This is a genomic window from Nonomuraea sp. NPDC049655 (genome assembly GCF_044465465.1).
Lineage (GTDB): Bacteria > Actinomycetota > Actinomycetes > Streptosporangiales > Streptosporangiaceae > Nonomuraea.
Map to the genome: position 1 here is coordinate 886,235 of NZ_JBITLS010000002.1, position 19,486 is coordinate 905,720.

23 protein-coding genes and 1 pseudogene are annotated in these 19,486 nt (G+C 71.1%); 16 read left to right on the top strand and 8 right to left on the bottom strand.

Annotated features, from left to right (window positions below; genetic code table 11):
• The first annotated feature begins 135 nt into the window (after positions 1-135).
• From ACIBQ6_RS09480 to ACIBQ6_RS09495, 4 genes are read left to right on the top strand one after another with little or no spacing between them, the layout of a single operon-like run.
• Positions 136-993, top strand: a complete 858-nt coding sequence (locus tag ACIBQ6_RS09480) for an ABC transporter substrate-binding protein (RefSeq protein WP_397164402.1) — start codon at positions 136-138, stop codon at positions 991-993.
• Between the two features lie 3 nt (positions 994-996).
• Entirely contained in the window at positions 997-1,824 is an 828-nt protein-coding gene (locus ACIBQ6_RS09485) for an amino acid ABC transporter permease (RefSeq protein ID WP_358288969.1), read from the top strand.
• Positions 1,821-2,564 (top strand): amino acid ABC transporter ATP-binding protein, encoded by a 744-nt coding sequence (locus tag ACIBQ6_RS09490; RefSeq protein ID WP_352352340.1) that lies wholly within the window; start codon positions 1,821-1,823, stop codon positions 2,562-2,564. Before ACIBQ6_RS09485 ends, ACIBQ6_RS09490 begins: the two co-directional genes overlap by 4 nt.
• A gap of 55 nt (positions 2,565-2,619) precedes the next feature.
• Entirely contained in the window at positions 2,620-3,048 is a 429-nt protein-coding gene (locus tag ACIBQ6_RS09495) for a CGNR zinc finger domain-containing protein (RefSeq protein ID WP_397164400.1), read from the top strand.
• Positions 3,049-3,064: 16 nt separating this feature from the next.
• Here the strand turns inward: ACIBQ6_RS09495 and ACIBQ6_RS09500 are convergent, their stop codons facing one another.
• The gene (locus tag ACIBQ6_RS09500) at positions 3,065-3,358 is read right to left on the bottom strand and encodes a S24 family peptidase (protein WP_397210913.1); all 294 of its coding nucleotides are present in this window, start codon (positions 3,356-3,358) and stop codon (positions 3,065-3,067) included.
• An 89-nt stretch (positions 3,359-3,447) separates the two neighbouring features.
• Here ACIBQ6_RS09500 and sodN point away from each other — a divergent pair, with 89 nt between their 5' ends.
• The 3 genes from sodN (at position 3,448) to ACIBQ6_RS09515 (ending at position 5,198) form a co-directional block, all read left to right on the top strand.
• Entirely contained in the window at positions 3,448-3,849 is a 402-nt protein-coding gene (sodN, locus tag ACIBQ6_RS09505; protein WP_352331376.1) for a superoxide dismutase, Ni, read from the top strand.
• Positions 3,850-3,975: 126 nt separating this feature from the next.
• Positions 3,976-4,401: an anti-sigma factor gene (locus ACIBQ6_RS09510; RefSeq protein WP_352352342.1), complete on the top strand. Its 426-nt coding sequence runs from the start codon at positions 3,976-3,978 to the stop codon at positions 4,399-4,401.
• A 17-nt stretch (positions 4,402-4,418) separates the two neighbouring features.
• Positions 4,419-5,198 (top strand): RNA polymerase sigma factor SigF, encoded by a 780-nt coding sequence (locus tag ACIBQ6_RS09515; RefSeq protein WP_352352343.1) that lies wholly within the window; start codon positions 4,419-4,421, stop codon positions 5,196-5,198.
• On the opposite strand, the gene ACIBQ6_RS09520 is transcribed toward ACIBQ6_RS09515, so the two are convergent.
• The gene (locus ACIBQ6_RS09520) at positions 5,195-5,578 is read right to left on the bottom strand and encodes a hypothetical protein (protein WP_364330865.1); all 384 of its coding nucleotides are present in this window, start codon (positions 5,576-5,578) and stop codon (positions 5,195-5,197) included. The genes ACIBQ6_RS09515 and ACIBQ6_RS09520 overlap by 4 nt on opposite strands.
• Positions 5,579-5,667: 89 nt before the next feature.
• Between ACIBQ6_RS09520 and ACIBQ6_RS09525 the strand changes: the two genes are divergently transcribed.
• A complete protein-coding gene (locus ACIBQ6_RS09525) occupies positions 5,668-6,633 on the top strand; it encodes a diacylglycerol/lipid kinase family protein (RefSeq protein WP_397210915.1) in 966 nt (321 codons plus the stop codon).
• A gap of 275 nt (positions 6,634-6,908) precedes the next feature.
• Positions 6,909-7,163 (top strand): WhiB family transcriptional regulator, encoded by a 255-nt coding sequence (locus ACIBQ6_RS09530; protein WP_113705541.1) that lies wholly within the window; start codon positions 6,909-6,911, stop codon positions 7,161-7,163.
• 192 nt (positions 7,164-7,355) lie between these two features.
• Here ACIBQ6_RS09530 and ACIBQ6_RS09535 read toward each other — a convergent pair whose 3' ends face one another.
• The gene (locus tag ACIBQ6_RS09535; protein WP_357985039.1) at positions 7,356-8,825 is read right to left on the bottom strand and encodes a histidine kinase N-terminal domain-containing protein; all 1,470 of its coding nucleotides are present in this window, start codon (positions 8,823-8,825) and stop codon (positions 7,356-7,358) included.
• 463 nt (positions 8,826-9,288) lie between these two features.
• On the opposite strand from ACIBQ6_RS09535, the gene ACIBQ6_RS09540 reads away from it, so the two are divergent.
• Entirely contained in the window at positions 9,289-10,008 is a 720-nt protein-coding gene (locus tag ACIBQ6_RS09540; RefSeq protein ID WP_125648113.1) for a GntR family transcriptional regulator, read from the top strand.
• Between the two features lie 35 nt (positions 10,009-10,043).
• Positions 10,044-10,751: a dethiobiotin synthase gene (bioD, locus tag ACIBQ6_RS09545; protein WP_397210917.1), complete on the top strand. Its 708-nt coding sequence runs from the start codon at positions 10,044-10,046 to the stop codon at positions 10,749-10,751.
• Here bioD and ACIBQ6_RS09550 read toward each other — a convergent pair.
• Positions 10,748-11,323: a hypothetical protein gene (locus ACIBQ6_RS09550; protein WP_397210919.1), complete on the bottom strand. Its 576-nt coding sequence runs from the start codon at positions 11,321-11,323 to the stop codon at positions 10,748-10,750. The genes bioD and ACIBQ6_RS09550 overlap by 4 nt on opposite strands.
• 135 nt (positions 11,324-11,458) lie before the next feature.
• On the opposite strand from ACIBQ6_RS09550, the gene ACIBQ6_RS09555 reads away from it, so the two are divergent.
• The 4 genes from ACIBQ6_RS09555 to ACIBQ6_RS09570 all read left to right on the top strand — a co-directional run bounded on the left by ACIBQ6_RS09555 (position 11,459) and on the right by ACIBQ6_RS09570 (position 15,749).
• Entirely contained in the window at positions 11,459-12,619 is a 1,161-nt protein-coding gene (locus tag ACIBQ6_RS09555; protein ID WP_397210921.1) for a histidine kinase, read from the top strand.
• Complete coding sequence (locus ACIBQ6_RS09560) at positions 12,610-13,263, top strand: response regulator transcription factor (protein ID WP_352366075.1); 654 nt, start codon at positions 12,610-12,612, stop codon at positions 13,261-13,263. The genes ACIBQ6_RS09555 and ACIBQ6_RS09560 overlap by 10 nt, the downstream gene beginning before the upstream one ends.
• The gene (locus ACIBQ6_RS09565; RefSeq protein WP_397210923.1) at positions 13,260-14,039 is read left to right on the top strand and encodes a DUF4097 family beta strand repeat-containing protein; all 780 of its coding nucleotides are present in this window, start codon (positions 13,260-13,262) and stop codon (positions 14,037-14,039) included. The genes ACIBQ6_RS09560 and ACIBQ6_RS09565 overlap by 4 nt, the downstream gene beginning before the upstream one ends.
• 63 nt (positions 14,040-14,102) lie before the next feature.
• A complete protein-coding gene (locus ACIBQ6_RS09570; RefSeq protein WP_397210925.1) occupies positions 14,103-15,749 on the top strand; it encodes an acetolactate synthase in 1,647 nt (548 codons plus the stop codon).
• A gap of 4 nt (positions 15,750-15,753) precedes the next feature.
• Here the strand turns inward: ACIBQ6_RS09570 and ACIBQ6_RS09575 are convergent, their stop codons facing one another.
• On the bottom strand, positions 15,754-17,451 hold the full coding sequence (locus tag ACIBQ6_RS09575; protein WP_397210927.1) for a serine/threonine protein kinase: 1,698 nt from the start codon (positions 17,449-17,451) through the stop codon (positions 15,754-15,756).
• A 239-nt stretch (positions 17,452-17,690) separates the two neighbouring features.
• Between ACIBQ6_RS09575 and ACIBQ6_RS09580 the strand changes: the two genes are divergently transcribed.
• On the top strand, positions 17,691-18,074 hold the full coding sequence (locus ACIBQ6_RS09580; RefSeq protein WP_358288998.1) for a thioesterase family protein: 384 nt from the start codon (positions 17,691-17,693) through the stop codon (positions 18,072-18,074).
• Here the strand turns inward: ACIBQ6_RS09580 and ACIBQ6_RS09585 are convergent.
• The 3 genes and pseudogenes from ACIBQ6_RS09585 to ACIBQ6_RS09595 all read right to left on the bottom strand — a co-directional run.
• Positions 18,064-18,276: a biotin/lipoyl-binding carrier protein gene (locus ACIBQ6_RS09585; RefSeq protein WP_358289001.1), complete on the bottom strand. Its 213-nt coding sequence runs from the start codon at positions 18,274-18,276 to the stop codon at positions 18,064-18,066. The genes ACIBQ6_RS09580 and ACIBQ6_RS09585 overlap by 11 nt on opposite strands.
• Positions 18,277-18,318: 42 nt before the next feature.
• Positions 18,319-19,182 carry a hypothetical protein gene (locus ACIBQ6_RS09590; protein WP_397210929.1) on the bottom strand — a complete coding sequence of 288 codons (864 nt, stop codon included), beginning with the start codon at positions 19,180-19,182 and terminating at the stop codon, positions 18,319-18,321.
• 32 nt (positions 19,183-19,214) lie between these two features.
• Positions 19,215-19,415, bottom strand: a pseudogene (locus ACIBQ6_RS09595) (biotin carboxylase N-terminal domain-containing protein); the annotation flags it as partial.
• Positions 19,416-19,486 lie beyond the last annotated feature (71 nt).

A 19,486-nucleotide genomic window follows, 5' to 3' on the forward strand; every position in this document is an offset into this window, starting at 1 on the left:
GATGGTCGATGGTGTCGGAGCCGACGCCGTTCCGTTGACGCATCGTTAAACGCGGGATGACGGACCGCAGCTAAACCCCATTTAAACTGCACAAAACGCAAGTTACGTGGCATAACTCTTTCGAGGAGGCCGTACATGGCCCTCAGCCCCAAGGGCCGCCGTGGCTACGCTGTCGGCGCGCTCGCCCTGACCGCCGCTCTCGCCCTCAGCGCCTGTGGCAGCGACACCGGAGGCTCCTCCGGCAGCACGACCGGCGCGAGCGCCTCCGCGGCCGGCGGCGTGAAGCTCGTCCAGCCCGGCAAGCTCACGGTCTGCACGAACATCCCGTACGAGCCGTTCCAGTTCAAGGACGACAGCGGCAAGATCGTCGGGTTCGACGTGGACATCGTCGACCTCGCCGCGAAGAAGCTCGGCGTGACCCAGAACATCGTGGACATCGACTTCGCGGTGATCAAGAGTGGCGCCGCCATGGCCGCGGGCAAGTGCGACGTGGCCGCCGCCGGCATGACGATCACCGACGAGCGCAAGCAGAACATCGACTTCTCCGAGCCCTACTTCGACGCCACCCAGGCGCTGCTGGCCAAGAAGGGGTCGGGCGCCAAGTCCCTCGAGGACGTCAAGGCCAAGAACCTCAAGCTGGGCGCGCAGGCCAGCACGACCGGCCTCGACTACGTCAAGAAGCAGGGCCTCAACCCCACCGAGTACGCCGACTCGGCCAAGGAGCTGCTGGCCCTGCAGGCCGGGCAGGCCGACGTGATCGTCCAGGACCTTCCCGTGGTGCTGACCTGGCTGAAGAAGCCCGAGATCGCCGAGAAGTTCGAGCTGATCGCCAGCCTGGACACCGGCGAGCAGTACGGCATCGGCCTGAAGAAGGGCGCCGACCCGACCCTGCTCAAGACGATCAACGAAGAGATCACCAAGGCCAAGCAGGACGGGAACTACGAGAAGATCTACGTGAAGTGGTTCGGCAAGAAGCCCGGCGAGCTGGGCTGATCCATGGCCGACCAGCCGAAGACCGCTGAGCCCGGCCGGGCCGGGCTCAGCCCTCGGAAGAAACAGCGGATCACGCGGGCCGTCCAGTACGTCGTGCTGGCCGCCGTGCTCGTCGCTGTCGTCCTGTACGCCGACTGGGCCAGCCTCGCCCAGAACTTCGCCAAGGTCGACGTGGCCAAGCAGGCGCTGCCCGACCTGTTCACGATCGCGCTGCGCAACACGATCATCTACACGGTGGGCGGTTTCGTCTTCGCGTTCGTGCTCGGGCTGCTGCTCGCGCTCATGCGGTTGTCGCAGGTGCGGCCGTACCGGTGGATCGCGACCGTCTACATCGAGATCTTCCGCGGCCTGCCGGCGCTGCTCATCTTCCTGATGATCACCTTCCTGCCGCTCGCGCTGCCCGGGTTCGAGGTGCCGTTCGGCACGTACGGACAGGGCATCCTGGGCCTCGGCCTGGTCGGCGCCGCCTACCAGGCGGAGGTCTTCCGGGCGGGCCTGCAGGCGGTCCCCAAGGGCCAGACGGAGGCCGCCAGGTCGCTCGGCATGTCGGCGACCCGGGCGCAGGTGACGGTGGTCATCCCGCAGGCCATCCGCATGGTGATCCCGCCGACCACCAACCAGTTCGTGTCCCTGCTCAAGGACTCCTCGCTGGTGCTGTTCCTGGGCGTCTCCGGCGAGTACGTCGAGCTGGCCAAGTTCGGCAACGACCTGGCCTCCCAGTACGCCAACGCCACGCCCATCATGGTCGCCGGCGTGACGTACCTGATCGTCACGATCCCGCTGGGCTACCTCGCGTCCCGGCTTGAGGGGCGTAAGCGGAGGAGCCAATGACGCACGCCATCGAGCTACGAGAGCTGCACAAGTACTTCGGCCAGAACGAAGTGCTCAAGGGCATCGACATGACGGTCGAGCCGGGCCAGGTGGTGTGCGTCATCGGGCCGTCCGGCTCGGGCAAGTCCACGCTGCTGCGCTGCGTGAACCTGCTGGAGGAGCCCACCAAGGGCAAGGTGTTCGTGCAGGGCGTGGAGGTGACCGACCCCGACGTGGACATCGACGCCGTACGACGCCGCATCGGGATGGTCTTCCAGCAGTTCAACCTGTTCCCGCACATGACCGCGCTGCAGAACGTCATGATCGCCCAGCAGCGCGTGCTCAAGCGCGGCAGGCGGGAGGCCGAGGTCGTGGCCCGGGAGAACCTGGAGAAGGTGGGCGTCGGCGCCAAGTGCGACTCCTACCCGACCCAGCTGTCCGGCGGGCAGCAGCAGCGGGTGGCCATCGCCAGGGCGCTGGCCATGAACCCCGACCTGATGCTGTTCGACGAGCCCACCTCGGCGCTCGACCCCGAGCTGGTCGGCGACGTGCTCACGGTCATGCGCAAGCTGGCCGAGGAGGGCATGACCATGCTCGTGGTCACCCACGAGATGGGCTTCGCCCGCCAGGTGGCCGACCGGGTGGTCTTCATGGACGGCGGCGTCGTCGTCGAGGACGGCGACCCCGCCCAGGTGATCGGCGACCCGCGGCACGAGCGCACCCGCGCGTTCCTGCACCGGGTGCTGCACCCGGAGGAGTGAGCCGTCCGGGCCCCCGGAGGTGCCGGGGGCCCGGCGACTCGTGTAATACTCCCGCATGGACCTGACCTCTTACGCAGAGTGGGCGGTCCGACTGATCAACGATCCCGCCCCTCCCCCGGAGCTGACCGCCCTGCGCGCCGAGCTGGCCGCCGTGTTCGACGTCGCGGGCGACGCGCGCGCGGTGGCCGAGCGTCTCAACGCCCTGCTCGTGCGCTATCCGGTGCACCCGCGGCTGTCGGACCACGACGGCCAGGGCTGGCACCTCCACCTGGCCGAGGACTCCGCCGCCAGCGCGGTGATGGGCCTGGCGGCCGTCGTCGCCGAGGTGGGCGCCGACCGGCTGGGCCGCTGCCACGAGCCGCGCTGCGCCCGCGCCTTCCTCGACACCTCCTCCAACCGCTCCCGCCGCTACTGCTCCCCCCGCTGCGCCACGCGCGCCAACGTGGCGGCCTACCGGCGCCGCAGGAACGCCCAGGAGGGCTGAGGGGGCCTCTGAGGGGTCATCCGCGGCGCACCAGCGGCCAGTAGCGCAGCACGACGCGCCCGACGATCTCCTCGACCGGCCCGAAGTCCCAGCTGTCGCGGCGCCCGCCGGCGCGCTGGTTGTCGCTCTCCAGCCACCAGCCGCCCTCGCCGTGCCACTGGGCGCGTTTCACGATGAGCTGATCGGGGTCGCCGGGCAGCCGGGCCACGACGAGGTCGCCCGGATGGACGGCGGCCCCCCGGCGGACGAGGAGCCAGTCGCCGGGGACCAGCGCCGGACGCATCGAATCGCCCTCGACACGCACTCTCATGGGCAGAGACCCCCTACTCCACAGGCGTTGGGACCCGAGTAAGGTCGGTTGTGGACCAAGCTGATTCAGCATCAAGGAAGGACTTTCTGATGCTCGCACGACTGCTACGACCCAAGCATGTCGCTTCCGCCCACTGCGACCTGCCCTGTGGGGTCTACGACCCCGCCCAGGCCCGGATCGAGGCCGAGTCGGTCAAGGCGATCATGGAGAAGTACGAGGCCAGCGACGACCCGGTCTTCCGCACCCGCGCGCTCATCATCAAGGAGCAGCGGGCCGAGCTGGTCAAGCACCACCTGTGGGTGCTCTGGACCGACTACTTCAAGCCGCCGCACCTGGAGCAGTACCCGCAGCTGCACCAGCTCTTCTGGGAGGCCACCAAGCTGGCGGGCGCCGCGGCCGCCAAGGGCACCGTCGACGGCGGCAAGGCCGACGAGCTCCTGGCCAAGATCGACGAGATCTCCAAGATCTTCTGGGAGACCAAGGCCGCCTAAACGGCATAAAAGGCTCTGTGCGGTCCAGACCGCACAGAGCCTTTTCCGTTGATGGCGAGTCTGAATCCGCCAAGGACCTCCCGGGGGCGGTAAGTTGCAGTTGGCGTCGGAAACGCGAGGAGGAACGTGACCGAGGAAACCGAGACGCGTGCGGAGGGTGTAGCGGGCATCCGCGACGTGGTGAGCATCAGGCTCCCCGCCGCGAGTGCTTACCTGTCGGTGCTGCGCACGGCCACCGCCGGCCTGGCCGCCCGGCTTGACTTCACCCTGGACGAGATCGAAGATCTGCGCATCGCGGTCGACGAGGCGTGCGCCATGTTGCTGAGCGAGGCGGTTCCGGGCACCGACCTGACCGCCGAGTTCGAGCTGACCGGCGACGTGATGAAGGTCAGCGTCGAGGTGGCCACCGTCGGCAGCTCCGCCCCCAAGCGCGACGACTTCGCCTGGATGGTGCTGACCGCCCTGGCCGACGACGTCGACGCCGTGACCGACTCCCCCGACCGCATGGCGATCGTCCTGCGTAAGCGCCGAGGCGCAGCGAGGCCGGCGTGACGGAAAGGACTGGAGCCATGGCCACCAGCGAACACGCCGTGCCCGACAGGGTTCGCGCCCGCTTGCTCTTCGCCGAGCTGGCCGAGCTGGGTCCCGAGGAACCGCGACGCCAGCGCATCAGGGACGAGCTGGTCGAGCTTCACCTTCCGCTGGTCGAATACCTGGCCCGCCGCTTCCGCAACCGCGGCGAGTGGCTCGACGACCTCACCCAGGTCGCCACGATCGGCCTGATCAAGTCGATCGACCGGTTCGATCTCAAGCGCGGGGTGGAGTTCTCCACCTACGCCACGCCCACCATCGTCGGCGAGATCAAGCGGCACTTCCGCGACAAGGGCTGGGCGGTCCGGGTGCCGCGCCGCCTGCAGGAGCTGAAGCTCTCGCTGACCAAGGCGATCAGCGACCTGTCGCAGCGCGAGGGCCGCGCGCCCACGGTCGCCGAGCTGGCCGCCTACCTCAAGATGACCGAGGAGGAGGTGCTGGAGGGCCTGGAGTCGGCCAACGCCTACTCCACGGTGTCCCTCGACGCGCCCGATTCCGGCGACGACGACGCCCCGGCGGTGTCCGACTCGCTGGGCATCGTGGACGAGTCGCTGGAGGGCGTCGAGTATCGCGAGTCGCTCAAGCCGCTGCTCGAACGGCTGCCGCCGCGCGAGAAGCGCATCCTGCTGCTGCGGTTCTTCGGGAACATGACGCAGTCGCAGATCGCGACCGAGCTCGGCATCTCGCAGATGCACGTGTCCCGGTTGCTGGCCCGTACCCTCGCCCAGTTGCGCGAGGGGCTGACCGCGGAGGACTAACCGTCCCCGTAGAGCGCATGGGTGGTGGGGGGCGCGAACAGCGCTCCCAGCCCGGTCAGGGCCAGCACGATCAGCGGCACGCCGATCAGCGGCTGACCTGACTGGATGAGCGTGCCCCCGACGGGCAGCAGGAAGATCTGCGTCACCACGCCGGGCGACCTCCCCCACCGCTCCGCCCGCAGCAGGCCGCCCCAGGCGACCCAGAGCAGCCCGGCCCCGATCAGCAGCCCGAAGGCCGACTCCGCGATGGCCGTGGTGAGACTGTCAGGGGTGCTCACCACCGTCTCCACCGCGACGTAGATCCCGAGCCCGAGCGCGATGAGCCCCTCCAGGGCCACGACGACGGCGGCGACGAGCAAACTCCACGGACGCTTCGACACAGCCAAACCCTATCCGCCCCCGGGTCCGGTCCCGCCGGGGATGTTCCCCCACCCCGAGCGAGTGGGCGATCAGCGACTACGCTGGCGATATGCGCGCAATGTTGCTGGTCAATCCCAAGGCCACCACCACCAACGCCCGCACGAGGGACGTGTTGATCCGCGCGCTGGGCGCGGCCGTGGAGCTGTCGGTGGAGGAGACCGGCTACCGGGGGCACGCCGCGACGCTGGCGGCCACGGCCCGCGCCAAGGGCTTCGACGTGGTCGCGGTGCTCGGCGGCGACGGCACGATCAACGAAACCGTCAACGGCCTGCTCAACCCGGTCGACGGCCACGACGTCCCGCCGGCCGACGATCCGAGCTCCGGCCGTCCCGGCCTCATCGTGATCCCCGGCGGCAGCGCGAACGTGTTCGCCCGTTCCCTCGGGCTGCCGAACGACCCGGTCGAGGCCACCGGCGCGGTCCTGGAGGCGCTGAGAGAGGGCCGGCGCCGGACCGTGGGCCTGGGCCACGCGCTCTGGGAGGGAGAGAGCCGGTACTTCACGTTCTGCGCGGGCATGGGGTACGACGCCGAGGTCGTACGGGCCGTGGAGGGCCTGCGCGGCACCGGGAGGAAGGCCACTCCCGCCCGGTATGTGAACACCGCTCTGCGGCACTATCTGGCCACGGACAAACGGCACGCTCCGATGAACCTGACCGGGCCGGGCATCCCCGCGGCCGACGGCGTGTTCATGGCGATCATCTCCAACACCTCGCCGTGGACGTACCTGGGAGCCAAGCCGGTGACGCCGACGCCGTGGGCGAGCTTCGAGACCGGGCTCGACCTGCTCGGGCTGAGGCGGATGGGGCCCGTCCAGATCGCCGGGCTGATCCGGCAGATCCTCACGGAGAGTGACGCCGTCCCGTCCGGCAAACACCTCGTCCAGCTGCACGACGAGGCCGAGTTCACCCTCGCCGCCGACCGTCCCGTGGCCTTCCAGCTGGACGGGGACTACCTGGGCGAACGCGAATCCGTAACGTTCCGGTCTACCCCGAACGCGTTACAAGTTCTGGTCTAGCTGGTTACATTCGGTCATTGTGTGACGCATCCGACATCCATAACCGCCAAAACTTCGCCCCAACCCCCTTGCGTGCACTCTGCGTGGCTGGAAGGCTCAAGACTGACGTCGGAACGTAGGACCTTTAACAACCCCAAGGCCCTCCGGCCGTCAGGCGGACAACCCCGGTCCAACACCTGGATCCGGGTAATTGTTCGCGCGAGTTAGTGAAACTCTTCACAAAGTAGTAGCCGCACGGAGCCGACCAAAGGTTCCATCTACTAAGGAGTGGACGCATGGACTGGCGCCACCGAGCTGCCTGCCGTGACGTGGACCCCGAGCTGTTCTTCCCGATCGGCAACACCGGCCCTGCCCTGATGCAGATCGAAGAGGCCAAGCAGGTCTGCCGGTCCTGCCCGGCCGTCGACGCCTGCCTGAAGTGGGCGCTGGAGTCCGGACAGGACGCCGGCGTCTGGGGCGGTCTGAGCGAGGACGAGCGCCGCGCCCTCAAGCGCCGCACCGCCCGCGCCCGCGCCCGCGCCTCGGCCTGATCTGCCTCACCTGATCTGCCCCGTCTGATCCACCTCCGATCGACCCTGCTTTCCCCGCAGGAGCCGCCCAGCTTGGCGTGATCGACGTTTCCGCCAAGACCCCGTCGCGTCGCGCACGCGGCGGCCAGGCTCGCACGGACCGGGCGCCGCCCTCGACGACGGTCGCCCGGCCCGGCGGACTCTTCAGGCTCTTCAGGCGGACGGCAACGGGATCGACAACCCGACGTGCGTGCCGCCGCCCTCCCGCGGCTCGATCGTCAGCTTGCCCGACAGCTCCCCCTCCACCAGCGTGCGGACGATCTGCAGCCCCAGACTGGTGGACTTGTCGAGGTCGAAGTCCGCGGGAAGGCCGCGCCCGTCGTCCCAGACGGTGACGTTCAGCCGGTCGGGGGCGGGCTCGACCAGCACCTCCATCCGCTTGGGACGCCCGTGCTGCAACGCGTTCTGCAGCAGCTCGGTCAGCGCCATGGCCAGCGGCGTGGCGATGAGCGAGGGCAGCACGCCGAACGCGCCCACCCGGCGCGGCGTGACCGCCGCCTCGGCCGCCGACACCTCGCCCGCCATCGCGATCACCCGGTCGGCGATCTCGTCGAAGTCGACGAACTCCTCCGGCGCGTGCGACAGCGTCTCGTGCACGATGGCGATCGAGCCGACGCGGCGCACGGCCTCCTCCAGCGCCTCGCGGCCCTCGGGCACCTGCAGGCGCCGCGCCTGGAGCCGCAGCAGCGCGGCGACCGTCTGGAGGTTGTTCTTCACGCGGTGGTGGATCTCGCGGATCGTGGCGTCCTTGGTCATCAGCTCGCGCTCGCGCCGCCGCAGCTCGGTGACGTCCCTTATGAGGACGAGCGCGCCGATGCGACCGCCGCCGACGATCAGCGGGATGGCTCTGAGCTGCACGATCGTGCCGCCCGACTCGACCTCGGTCTCCTTGGCCGCCCGCCCGCTGGCCACGATCATCAGGTCTTCGTTGATCGGCTCGTCGGAGTAGCACAGCGTCGCCGTCACCCGGCCCAGCTCGGCGCCGACCAGGTCGGCGTGCAGGCCCAGCCGCCGGTAGGCCGACAACGCGTTGGGCGAGGCGTACGTGACCCGCCCGGCCCGGTCGAGCCGCAGCAGGCCGTCGCCGACGCGCGGCGAGCGCACCAGGATGGGCTCCTCCCCCGAGAACGGGAAACGCCCCTCGGCCACCATCTGCGCCAGGTCCGACGCGCTCTGCAGGTAGGTCAGCTCCAGCCGGGACGGGGTGCGCGCCGAGGACAGGTTCGTGGAGCGCTGGATCACCCCGAGGAAGCGGCCCTCGCCGTTGTCGACCGCCCGGCGCACCGGGATCGTCTCCTCGCGCACCGGGACGCCCGTGGACCAGTCGGGATCGCCCTCGCGGCAGATGCGGCGCTCGTTCCAGGCGGTGTCGATGAGGTGGCGCTCGCCCTTGGCGGCCACGCTGCCGACGATGTCGTCGTGGTAGACGGTGGGGCCGGTGGTGGGGCGCATCTGGGCGATGGCGATCCAGCCGTTCTCACCGAGCAGCGGCGCCCACAGGATGAGGTCGGCGAAGGACAGGTCGGCCAGCAGCTGCCAGTCGGAGACCAGCGAGTGCAGCCAGTCGAGGTCCGCCTCGTCGAGTGCGGTGTGGCGGGCGACGAGGTCGCTGAGAGTCGGCACGAGTGCATCATGCGTGCTTTCGCCGCCAACAGCCAAACCGACCCCCTGATCGAATGCGCAGCTCCTGCCCGGTGAAGACGCCACGGGCGGGCGGCACGGGTGCGTCGCCGTGCACCCGGCGCGACTTTCGGGGAATCTCGTACTGTGAGAACCGTCACACGGCGGGATCGCCCGATCCCCATGACGGGGCTTCACGGGCATTGCCGGAGGTGATCGACACGGGCGGGTGGCTCCTCGACGACGCGGGCCTGACACCGGCCTCGGTTGCGATCGCGCACGCAGCTGTGGATATCCTTCACAATCAGTCTGAGCTGCCCGGATTCGCGCGTACTTGGCGGTGTGCGCGCTCCGTGCGGATATGCCGTCCTCCCAGGTGGTTGACCGCTCGGGCCGATATGAGTTCCGATGATCTCGCGGTGATCAGACACGCCCTCACCGCCGTGCCAGAAGTGAAGGTGAGAGCGTGACCGACGACGGCCCCCGCGTTCCCAAGTACTACGACGTGAAACGCAGTCTTCTGGAGCTCACCAAGAGCCTGCCCGCGGGCACCGCCCTGCCTCCCGAGCGCACGCTGGCCGTGCGGTTCGAGACCTCGCGCACCACCGTCCGCCAGGCGCTGACCGAGCTGGTCGTGGAGGGCAGGCTGCTGCGCATCCAGGGCAAGGGCACGTTCGTGGCCCAGCCGAAGGTGGCGCAGGTGCTCCAGCTCACCTCCTACATCGGCGACCTGCGCACGGCCGGCCTGGAGCCGGACACGAAGATCCTGGAGATCGGCTACATCACCGCGGACGAGGCCCTGGCGCGGCGGCTGGCCATCAACCCCGGCGGCCGGGTGCTGCGCATCCACCGGCTCCGGCTGGCCAACGGCGAGCCGGTCTCGATCGACACCACCCACCTGTCCGCGCGGCGCTTCCCCCGCCTGCGGCGGGAGCTGGAGGTGCACGCCTCCCTGTACGAGACGCTGCACAACGCCTACAACGTACGGCTCACGGACGCCGAGGAGATCATCGAGACCGTGCTCGCCACCCCGTACGACGCCAAGGCCCTGGGCGTGGACGTCGGCCTGCCGATGCTGCTGCTGACCCGCCACGCCTTCGACGCCGACGGCCACCCGGTGGAGTGGGCGCAGTCCCTCTACCGCGGCGACCGGTACAAGTTCGTCACGCGCCTGCGGCGTCCCTGACCGGGATGGCGGGCGGCGGCTTCTAGGCTGGGACGATGAGCGTTCTCGTCGTGTCCGGCACCGACTTCGGCGTGGGCAAGACCGTCGTGACGGCCGCGGTGGCCGCCCTGGCCAGGGAGCGGGGGTCGTCCGTCGCCGTGGTGAAGCCGGCGCAGACCGGCGGCGGGCGCGACCTCGACGAGGTGATCCGGCTCTCCGGGGTGAGCACCACGTTCGAGCTGGCGCGCTTCGGCGAGCCGCTCTCGCCGGCCGCCGCCGCGCGGGTGGCCGGGGTGCCGCCGGTGTCGCTGCCGGCCGCCGCCCGGTTCGTCGAGGAGCTGGCCGAGAGCAACCGGCTGGTCGTCGTGGAGGGCACCGGCGGCCTGCTCGTGCGCTTCGACGAGGACGGCGCGACGATCGCCGACCTGGCCCGGCTGGTGGGCGCGCAGGTGCTGGTCGTGGCGGGGGCCGGGATCGGGGCGCTCAACCACACGGCGCTGACCCTGGAGGCGCTGGCACACCGGGGGCTCGACCCGGCGGGCGTGGTGATCGGGCGCTGGCCGCCGGAGACCGGGATCATCGAGCGGAGCAACGTCGCCGACCTGGAGATGCTGGCCGCGCGGCCGCTGGCGGGAGTGCTGCCCGAAGGGGCCGGGCGACTCGGCCGCGAGGCGTTCGCCCGATTGGCGCGCGAGGGGCTGGGTGCCACGCTGGGCGGTTCCTTCGACCCGTCCGCCTTCAAGCGGCGGGTGGGGGTGCTCTAGCAGGCGGCCTCGGGCAGGCGGCAGACCTTGACGGTCATCCGGCGCGCCTGGTCGATCAGACCCCGGAATCCCTTGAGCGGCAGGCTCTTCGTGGGCCAGGCCGACTCGCCGGCGATGTAGAGGGCCGCGCCGCGCCTGACCGCGACCGCGTGCTCGCCGCTCTCGAAGAACCGGCCGCCGGCGCGCAGGCCGTCGTCGCCCACCTCCAGGGGCTTGGTGAAGTAGCGGTGGCGGTTGACGCCCTTACCCACGTCGGCGCAGCGCCGCAGGTCCGCGCGCAGGACGCGCATGGCGGCCTTGGCGTGCCGGACGCTCCGGTAGACGACGAGCTGCTCGTACTTCATCTCGTCCTCGCTGGAGTACAGGACGGCCCGCGCCATCAGCCGGCCGCCGTCCCGCCGCCGGTGCGACAGGCACGGGTCGAGCTGGAGCGGCAGCGTGGCGGAGTTCTTGACGGTGTAGGTCTCCCACTGCTTGGCGGGCGGGTGCTTCTCCAGGAACAACATGCCGTGCGGTAACCCGCCCAGGACCGTGGACGCGGCCGCCAGCGCGGCGACCCCTGCTGCGAACATCCGAACCTCCCCTTGGTCTGTTGGGGAGTGAGATGTTCGGTGCGCGGCAATTGTTCGAGGGTGGGGTTAGCTCTACCGTCCACCGGCACACCAGGCCCATTTCGTAGGGGTCTGGTGGGTCAATACCTTTGACGCATGAAAGTCCCCCGTCCCTGGTCGGCGCGTGCCTGGCTCGACACGTCCCACGTGATGACCGGGCTGCCGGTCGCCGTGGTGCTCGGTGGGCTCACGCTGCTGCTGGCCGTGGCCCCGCCGCTGCTGCGGCACGGCGTCCCGGTGTTCACCCGGGTGCAGCGGTCCAGGTTCGCGGCCTTCCTCGACGTCCGCATCCCGCCGCCGGTGGCGCCGGCCGGCTGGCGCAGGGCGGCCACCTGGCGGCAGATCGCCTACCACCTGCTGTCGCCCTTCGTGGGCGCGGCGGCGGCCTTCCTCGTCGCGCTGGCGTGGGGCGGGGCCGTGGTGGGGCTGCTGTCGTTCGTGCCGCCGCGGGTGCAGGCGCCGCCGCTGGTGTTCCTCGTCGATCTGCGCGATCCGGTCATCGTGGGGATCTCCACGGCGACCGGCCTGGCGCTGCTGCTGCTCGCTCCGGTCCTGGCCAGGGGCATGGCGGCGCTCGACCTGTCGGTGGCGCGCACGCTGCTCGGGCCCAGCCGCACCGAGCTGGGGCAGCGCATCGAGACGCTGACCGAGAGCCGGGCCGGCGTGATCGACGCCGCCGACGCCGAGCGCCGCAGGATCGAGCGCGACCTGCACGACGGCGCCCAGCAGCGCCTGGTCTCGCTCGCCATGAACCTCGGCCTGGCCAGGGCCACCCTCACCGACCTGCCCGAGCCCGCCCGTGAGGCGATCGAGCGGGCCCACGAGGAGGCCAAGCAGGCGCTCAAGGAGCTGCGCGACTTCGTCCGCGGCCTGCATCCGGCCGTGCTCAACGACCAGGGGCTCGACGCGGCGCTGTCCGGCGTCGCGGCCCGCGCCCCTCTCCCCGTACGCCTGCGCGTCGACATCGACCGGCGCGCCTCCCCGACCATCGAGGCGGTGGCCTTCTTCATCGTGTCCGAAGCACTGACCAACATCGCCAAACACGCCGCCGCGACCAGGGCCGAGGTGACCGTCCGGCGCGAGCGCGACCGCCTGCGCGTGCTCGTCCACGACGACGGCTGCGGCGGCGCCCGGCTGGACGGCGGCACCGGCCTGCGCGGCCTGGCCCAGCGCATCGACTCCGTGGACGGGACGCTGCGCCTGTCCAGCCCGTTCGGCGGGCCGACCACGATCGAGGTGGAGCTGCCGTGCGAGTAGTGCTGGCCGAGGACTCCGTCCTGCTGCGCGAGGGGCTGATCAGGCTGCTCGACGCGTCCGGCATGCGGGTGGTGGCGGCCGTGGACGAGGCCGAGGGCCTGCTGCGGGCCGTCGAGGAGCACCGGCCGGAGCTGGTGATCACCGACGTCCGGATGCCGCCCACGCACACCGACGAGGGGCTGCGCGCCGCTCTCGTGCTGCGCCGCCAGCATCCCGGCCTGGCCGTGCTGGTGCTCTCCCAGTACGTCGAGGAACGTTACGCCGCCCGCCTGCTGTCCACGGCGGCCGGCGGCGTCGGCTACCTGCTCAAGGACCGGGTGGCCGACGTGGCCGAGTTCATCGACGCCCTGCGCCGGGTCGCCGGCGGCGGCACCGCCCTCGACCCCGAGGTCGTCGCCCAGCTCCTGCTGCGCGGCGACAGCGACCCGCTGGAACGGCTGACACCCCGCGAGCACGAGGTGCTCAAGCTCATGGCCGAGGGCCGCTCGAACGCCGGCATCGGCCAGGCCCTCGTGCTCAGCGAGGGGGCCGTGGGCAAGCACATCGGCAACATCTTCACCAAGCTCGACCTGTCCCCCGCGGAGGGCGATCACCGCCGGGTCCTCGCCGTCCTGCAGTTCCTCAAGATCAGGAGCATGCCGTGAGGGCCATCTGGCTGACGGCGGGAACCGTGGCGACGGTGACCGCCCTGCTGCTGTCCGTGCTGCTGGTCTGGAACGGGTTCGCCCGCGCCACCGCGCCGCAGGAGACGCGGGCCAGGACGGTCCCGTTCGCGCTGGACACGCTGAAGGTCACCACGGGCAGCGGCGAGGTGAACGTCGAGATCGTGCCCGGCCCCGCGGGAGAGCTGACGATCTCCCGGTCCGTGAACTGGACCTCGATCGACCGGCCGGTGATCACCGAGGACTGGAACGGCGACACCCTGCGGCTGGACATCCGGTGCGGCACCGCACCCCGGCCGGACGGTCCGGTGTGCCGGGCGGACTACACGCTGCTGGTGCCCTTCGAGACCGGGGTCGAGGCCCGGACGACCGTCGGCGACCTCGGGGTCCACAGCGTGGTCGGCGCCGTGCGGCTGACGACCGTGTCGGGGAACGTCCGGGCCGCGGGGGTCACCGGCGAGGTCTGGGCCAGGTCCGGTTCCGGGTCCGTCTCCGGCGACGCGATGCTCGGCGGCCAGGCCGACGTCGAGACCGGCTCGGGCGACGTACGGCTCGACTTCGCCAACCCGCCGCTCACGGTCAGGGCCGTCGCGCGGGCCACCGGCGACGTCGAGCTGCGGCTGCCGCCGGAGACCTACGACGTGACGACCGAGGGCCGCCGTACCGAGGTGGAGGTCGACGCGGTGAAGGGCGCGCCGCGGAAGATCGAGGCGCGGGCGCCGCTGGGCTCGGTCCGCGTCTGCTGTGGACAGGGCTAGGACGCGGCCGGACACAACTCTTGAGATCTGTTTACTCTTATCACTGGTTGGTAAGTTCCCGGCATGGAGTCTGCGAAGCACGCCGGTGACGTCGCCGTCGCCGTGTCCAAGGCCTACGGCGTCGAGACCATGTTCACCCTCTCGGGAGGCCACGTCTTCCCGCTGTACGACGGCGCGGTCCACGAGGGCATGCGCATCCTCGACGTGCGCCACGAACAGAGCGCGGTCTTCGCCGCCGAGGCGACGGCCCGGCTGACCAGGAAGCCCGGCCTGGCCGTGCTGACCGCCGGGCCCGGCATCACCAACGGCGTCAGCGGCATCGCGACCGCGCACTTCAACGGCTCTCCGGTGGTCGTCATGGGCGGCCGCGCGCCGCAGTCGCGCTGGGGCAGCGGCGCCCTCCAGGAGATGGACCACCCGCCGCTGCTCGGCCCGATCACCAAGCTGTCGTTCACCGCCTCCGGCGCCGACTCGATCGGCCAGGACGTCGAGTCGGCCTTCCGCACCGCCGTCGCGCCCCAGCGCGGCCCGGTCTTCCTCGACTTCTACATGGACCACCTGTTCGCCCCCTCGCCCGCCCACGAGGTGCACACGCAGTCGCCCTCGCCGCTGGAGCCCGACCCCGCCGACCTGGCCGCCATCGCCCGGCTGCTGTCCGAGGCCGAGCGCCCGGTGCTGGTCTACGGCTCCGACGTGTGGATGGACCGGGCCGAGGAGGCCGCGCGCGACTTCGCCGAGACCTGGCGGCTGCCGGTCATCCCCAACGGCCAGGGCCGCGGCATCCTGCCCGCCGGGCACGAGCTGCTCGTCACCCGCGCCCGCGGCGTGGCCTTCTCCCAGGCCGACCTGGTCATCGTGATCGGCGCCCCGCTCGACTTCCGGCTCGGCTACGGCGGGTTCGGCGGCAAGGACGGCGCGCCCCTGGCCCGCGTCGTGCACATCGCCGACGCGCCCTCGCAGCTCGCCACCCACATGCAGCCCGCCGCCAAGGCCGCGGGCGACCTGTCGGTGGTGTTGTGGAGCCTCGGCACGGCCTGCGGCGACGCGGGCGTCAAGCCCAGCTCGTACGCCTCCTGGGCCTCCACGCTGGCCGAGGCCGCCGCCGCGGCGATCGAGGACGACGCCGAGCTGCTGGCCGCCGACACCGACCCGATCCACCCCATGCGCATCTACGGCGAGCTGGGCAAGGTCCTGGCCGACGACGCCGTGGTGATCGGCGACGGCGGCGACTTCGTCTCCTACGCCGGCAAGTACGTCGAGCCGAAGCAGCCGGGCAACTGGCTCGACCCCGGCCCGTACGGGTGCCTCGGCACCGGGCTCGGCTACTCCATCGCCGCCCGCCTGGCCCGCCCGTCCTCGCAGGTCGTGCTCCTGCTCGGCGACGGCGCCGCCGGCTTCTCCCTGATGGACGTCGACACCCTCGTCCGCCACCGGCTGCCGGTCGTCATGATCTGCGGCAACAACGGCATGTGGGGCCTGGAGAAGCACCCCATGCGGTTCCTGTACGGCTACGACGTGGCCGCCGACCTCCAGCCGCAGTGCCGCTACGACCAGGTCGTGACCGCGCTGGGCGGCGGCGGCGAGCTGGTCACCAAGCCGTCGGAGATCGGGCCGGCGCTGCGCAGGGCGTTCGACTCCGGCATCCCGTACATGGTGAACATCGCCACCGACCCGCAGATCGCCTATCCCCGCAACACCACGGGGATCTGACCCCCTACGACTTCGGCGTCGCCGTGGGGGACGGCGACGGCGACGGCGTCGTGCAGATGCCGTCGATGACGTAGAGCGTGACCACCTTCGTCTCCGGGACGACCGTGCCGCCGGCCGGCACCGTCTTGGTGATCCTGCGGCAGGCGGGGTCGTCGGTGGTCACGGACGAGTCGCGGACGCGCACCTGCAGCCCCGCAGCCTCGACCATCTCCTGCCCCTTGAGGAAGGGCTGCCCGGCGACCTTGGGCACCGTGATGTTCTTGACCGTCGGCGTCGGCGTGCTCGACGGCGACTTGGTCGGTCCCTTCGTGGTGGTCGGGGTGGTGGTGGGCGTGGTCGTCGGCTCCTCGGTCTCCGTCGGCTCCTCGGTCTCGACGCGCGTGGGCGGCTTGGTGGTGGGCGTCGTGGGCGGCTTCGTGGGAGGCGTCGTCGAAGGCTTGGGCTTCTTGGAACCGGTCTTCGTCGGGCCGGGGATGTCGTCGCTGTTGCCGTCGTGGGTAGCCGTGACGGTCGGCGTCGGCGCGCCGGGCACCATGCCCGTCAGCGCGACCGCCCCCGCCCCCACGCCGAGCACCACCGCGACCGCGAGGCCGACGACCAGGCCGGTCCTGCGCGGCGCCTTGGCGGCGCGGCGGCCGCCCGGCCGGCGCTCGCCGACGGCGGCGGTGGTCTCCTCCGACGACGCGGGCAGGTGCGCCCCCGTCTGGAACCCGCCGGCTCCGGCCGGCGGCTGCCCTCCCGGGTAGGCGGGCGGCTGGCCCGGCTGGTGGGCGCCCGTCGGCTGCGAGTGGCCCGCCTGGTAGGCGCCGGTCTGGTACGACTCGGGCGGCGCGGCCATCGTGGCGCCCGTGGCCGGCGGCGCGATCTCGGCCACCGGCGTGATCGCCTGGCCCTGACCGGCCGCGCGGGCCGCCTCGCTCATGGCCTTCGCCGTCGGGAAACGCCGGGCGGGGTCCTTCGACAGCGCCACCTCCACCAGCGTCCGGATCTGCGGCGGGATGTCGGCGGGCAGCGGCGGCGGGGCCTCGCGGATGTGCTTGAGCGCGATCGTGACCGCGCTGTCACCGTCGAACGGCCGCTGTCCCACCAGGCATTCGTAGGCGACCACGCCGAGCGCGTAGATGTCCACGGCCGGGGTGACGGGCGCGCCCTCGGCCTGCTCGGGCGCGCAGTAGGCGGCCGTGCCGAGCACCATGCCGGCGTCGGTCAGCCGGTTGGCCAGGTCGGAACGGGCGATGCCGAAGTCGGTGAGCACCAGCGTGCCGTCGCGCTGGACGAGCAGGTTGCCCGGTTTCACGTCGCGGTGCACGATTCCCTGGTCGTGCACCGCCTGCAGGGCCGAGGCGGCCTGCGCGATGAGCTCCATGGCGGCCTGCGGCGGGATCCGGCCGAGCCGGGCCAGCAGCCGGTCGAGCGGCTCCCCGTCCACGAACTTCATCACGAGGTAGACGGTGTCGCCGCTCACCCCGTAGTCGTAGACGTCGACCACGCCGGAATGGTTGATCGTGGCCATCGCCCTGGCTTCCCCCTGGAACCTGGCGACGAACCCCCGATCATCCATGCGGCCTGGGAGCAGCACCTTGACGGCGACGGTGCGGGCGAGCACGATGTCCTCGCCTCGCCACACCTCGCCCATGCCGCCGGCGCCGATGCGGGTATCCAGTCGATACCGCCCCGCCAGCGTCGTGCCTTGGGCCACCATGACTCCCCCGCTACCCCCCTACATCGGTAACCTCGCCCACCCCGCGGTTCTCCAACAAAGCGAACTTTTGTCGCGGTGAGGTAACACAGTGGTCACGGAAACTCCGAGAGTGTACCTGTCTCAGGAGCCCCATATGCCACTCATATGCCGCAAGCCGTACAAACCCTATCCTGGAGCCTTATGGGCGGTGTTGTCCGCGTTTCCAGGAGATCAGAACCGCCCTCGGTAGGCTGACCCCCATGACGCTCTCACCTGGCCTCCGCTCGCAACTGCTCACCATGGTCGAGAGATCCGACACAGCCGAGCGAGCCGGCAGCGGCGACGTGCCCGTGCTGGCCACGCCCAGGCTGCTCGCGCTGGCCGAACGGGCCACCGTCGAGGCCGTGCGCCCGCACCTGGCCGAGGGCGAGACGTCCGTCGGCACCCGGGTCGAGCTCGAACACCTGGCCGCCAGCGCCGTCGGCGACCACGTCCAGCTCACCGCCGAGCTCACCGCCGTCGACGGCCGGCGCCTGGTCTTCGCCTTCGAGGCCCGCGACCGGCAGGGCACACTCGTGGGCCGCGGCACGGTCGAGCGGACGGTCGTCGACCGCGCCAGGTTCCTGGCCCGCCTCAGTCGATGACGGCGATCAGGTCGCCCTCCTGGATCACGTCGCCCTCGGCCACCTTGAGCTGCGACACCACGCCCGCGTCCTCGGCGAGCACGGGGATCTCCATCTTCATCGACTCAAGGATGACCAGCGTGTCCCCCTCGGAGACCGCCTCGCCCTCCCGGACGACCACTTTCCACACGTTCGCCACCATCTCGGCGCGTACCTCGGCCACCGGCGCTCTCCTCTTCCGACGTCATTGACAATGTCGACCGGGTCAGGCCCGCATTCGCCCGACCAGACCCGTGTCGTAGTCTCCCGCGACGAATGCCGGGTTCTCCAGCAGCTCGGCGCAGAAGGGCAGATTGCTCCTCGGCCCCTCGACGGTGAACTCCGCGATCGCCTTGCGGCCCAGCTCCAGCGCCTCGGTCCGGCCGGTCCCGAGCACGCACAGCTTGGCCATCAGCGGGTCGTAGAACATGGTCACCGTGTCGCCCGCCGTGTAGCCGGAGTCGACGCGGATGCCGGCGCCGGTGGGCTCGTCCCAGGTGGTGATCCGGCCGGGACCGGGCAGGAAACGCTTGGGGTCCTCGGCGTAGACCCAGAACTCGATCGCGTGCCCCTGCGGCGCCACCGTGATCTCCGGGCTCTCCCCGGCGGCCACGCGGATCTGCAGTTCCACCAGGTCGAGGCCGGTGACCAGCTCGGTGACCGGGTGCTCGACCTGCAGCCTGGTGTTCATCTCCAGGAACACGAAGTCCTGGGCGTCGGCGTCGACCAGGCACTCGACCGTGCCCGCGCCGAGATAGCCGACGGCCTCGCCGGCCCGCACGGCCGCGGCCAGCATGCGTTCGCGCAGCTCGGGCCCGATGCCGGGGGACGGCGACTCCTCGACGACCTTCTGGTGGCGGCGCTGCACCGAGCAGTCGCGCTCGCCCAGGGCCAGCACCCGGCCGTCGGGCAGGCCGAGGATCTGCACCTCGACGTGGCGGGCACGTTCGACGTAGCGCTCCAGCAGGACCGCGGGCCCGGCCAGCGCGTCGCCCCCGCGGCGACGGGCACGCCCGCCTGCTCCATGAGGTTCCTGGCGTTGATCTTGTCGCCCATGCGGTCGATGGACTCCGGCGACGGCCCGATCCACACGAGCCCGGCCTCGATCACCGCCCGCGCGAAGGCGGCGTTCTCCGACAGGAAGCCGTAACCGGGATGAACCGCTCCCGCTCCCGTGGCGCGGGCCGCGTCCAGCACCCTGGCGGGGTCGAGATAGCTCTGCGCGGGGTCGGCCGGGCCGATCAGCACCGCCTCGTCGGCCTCGCGCACGAACGGCAGCCCGGCGTCGGCCTCGGAGTGCACGGCGACGGCACGCAGGCCCATGCGCCTGACCGTACGGATGATCCGCCGGGCGATCTCCCCCCGGTTGGCGATCAGAACGGGTCCGAGCGTCT

Excerpts from the sequence above, each read along its gene's own strand:
- ACIBQ6_RS09480 (WP_397164402.1), top strand. The coding sequence starts at position 136 with ATGGCCCTCAGCCCCAAGGGCCGCCGTGGCTACGCTGTCGGCGCGCTC.
- ACIBQ6_RS09485 (WP_358288969.1), top strand. The coding sequence starts at position 997 with ATGGCCGACCAGCCGAAGACCGCTGAGCCCGGCCGGGCCGGGCTCAGC.
- ACIBQ6_RS09490 (WP_352352340.1), top strand. The coding sequence starts at position 1,821 with ATGACGCACGCCATCGAGCTACGAGAGCTGCACAAGTACTTCGGCCAG.
- ACIBQ6_RS09495 (WP_397164400.1), top strand. The coding sequence starts at position 2,620 with ATGGACCTGACCTCTTACGCAGAGTGGGCGGTCCGACTGATCAACGAT.
- ACIBQ6_RS09500 (WP_397210913.1), bottom strand. The coding sequence starts at position 3,358 with ATGAGAGTGCGTGTCGAGGGCGATTCGATGCGTCCGGCGCTGGTCCCC.
- sodN (WP_352331376.1), top strand. The coding sequence starts at position 3,448 with ATGCTCGCACGACTGCTACGACCCAAGCATGTCGCTTCCGCCCACTGC.
- ACIBQ6_RS09515 (WP_352352343.1), top strand. The coding sequence starts at position 4,419 with ATGGCCACCAGCGAACACGCCGTGCCCGACAGGGTTCGCGCCCGCTTG.
- ACIBQ6_RS09525 (WP_397210915.1), top strand. The coding sequence starts at position 5,668 with ATGCGCGCAATGTTGCTGGTCAATCCCAAGGCCACCACCACCAACGCC.
- ACIBQ6_RS09530 (WP_113705541.1), top strand. The coding sequence starts at position 6,909 with ATGGACTGGCGCCACCGAGCTGCCTGCCGTGACGTGGACCCCGAGCTG.
- bioD (WP_397210917.1), top strand. The coding sequence starts at position 10,044 with ATGAGCGTTCTCGTCGTGTCCGGCACCGACTTCGGCGTGGGCAAGACC.
- ACIBQ6_RS09550 (WP_397210919.1), bottom strand. The coding sequence starts at position 11,323 with ATGTTCGCAGCAGGGGTCGCCGCGCTGGCGGCCGCGTCCACGGTCCTG.
- ACIBQ6_RS09555 (WP_397210921.1), top strand. The coding sequence starts at position 11,459 with ATGAAAGTCCCCCGTCCCTGGTCGGCGCGTGCCTGGCTCGACACGTCC.
- ACIBQ6_RS09570 (WP_397210925.1), top strand. The coding sequence starts at position 14,103 with ATGGAGTCTGCGAAGCACGCCGGTGACGTCGCCGTCGCCGTGTCCAAG.
- ACIBQ6_RS09575 (WP_397210927.1), bottom strand. The coding sequence starts at position 17,451 with ATGGTGGCCCAAGGCACGACGCTGGCGGGGCGGTATCGACTGGATACC.
- ACIBQ6_RS09580 (WP_358288998.1), top strand. The coding sequence starts at position 17,691 with ATGACGCTCTCACCTGGCCTCCGCTCGCAACTGCTCACCATGGTCGAG.